The 546-nt window shown below is 68.9% G+C and carries 1 pseudogene; it reads right to left on the reverse strand.

The features are described 5' to 3' along the window. Positions 1 to 56: 56 nt before the first annotated feature. Positions 57 to 546, reverse strand: a pseudogene (ccsA, locus tag DBR34_RS22315) (cytochrome c biogenesis protein CcsA); the annotation flags it as partial.

Genomic DNA, 546 nt, shown 5'->3' on the forward strand with positions numbered 1-546 from the left:
GCAGAGCCCGGCTCTACGAGACAACCCCGGATCACGCAGCCGGGCAGAGCCCGGCGCTACCGCGAATGCCCGAACACCAGTTCGATCACGAACTGGCTGCCGAAGAAGGCCAGCAGCAGCAGCGCCATCGCGGTCAGGGTCCAATGCACGGCCTTGGCGCCCCGCCAGCCGTAGCGGCGGCGGCCGATCAGGAGCGTGCCGAACACGATCCACGACAGCACGCTGAGCACGGTTTTGTGCACCAGCTTCTGGGCCAGCAGGTCATCGACGAACAGCACGCCGGTGACCAGGGTCAGGGTGAGCAGTGCGAAGCCGACTGTGATCACCCGGAACAGCAGGGCCTCCAGGTCGGCCAGCGGCGGCAGTGCCCGCAGCCAGGGGCGGAAATCGCGGCGGCGCAGCGCCCGTTCCTGCAGCCACAGCATGATCGCCAGCAGCGCGGCCACGCTCAGCGTGGCGTAGGCCAACAGCGCCAGCCAGGCGTGCGTGGCCAGCTGCCAGCCCAGCGGCTTGCTCGGCTCATGGCCATACCCGTGGTAGATGCAC

The organism is Stenotrophomonas sp. HMWF003 (assembly GCF_003061285.1).
Lineage (GTDB): Bacteria > Pseudomonadota > Gammaproteobacteria > Xanthomonadales > Xanthomonadaceae > Stenotrophomonas > Stenotrophomonas maltophilia_AP.